Origin of the sequence: Bacteroides mediterraneensis (assembly GCF_016900355.1) — a bacterium.
Taxonomy (GTDB): domain Bacteria; phylum Bacteroidota; class Bacteroidia; order Bacteroidales; family Bacteroidaceae; genus Phocaeicola.
Genome location: NZ_JACJKA010000100.1, coordinates 1 through 271, shown reverse-complemented (window position 1 = coordinate 271; position 271 = coordinate 1). Strand labels below are relative to the sequence as shown.

The 271-nt window shown below is 46.1% G+C and carries 1 rRNA gene; it reads left to right on the top strand.

Annotated elements, in window-relative coordinates:
- Positions 1-106: 106 nt before the first annotated feature.
- Positions 107-271 (top strand): 23S ribosomal RNA (locus H6A28_RS15470); the annotation flags it as partial.

Here is a 271-nt window from a genome sequence, read left to right as displayed (position 1 = left end):
AAAATAGGTCTATGACATGATGTAACAAGCAAAAAGTAATTTTAGTACGAAAGCTAAAAGTATATATCATCCCGCACCCGTCGAAAGACGGAGTGTGCACGTGATAAGGAAAGTAGGAAAGGGCGCATGGCGGATGCCTTGGCTCTCGGAGGCGATGAAGGACGTGATAAGCTGCGATAAGCTGCGGGGAGGTGCAAATAACCCTTGATCCGCGGATTTCCGAATGGGACAACCCGTTATCTTGAAGAGATAACATCCATCTTATGATGGA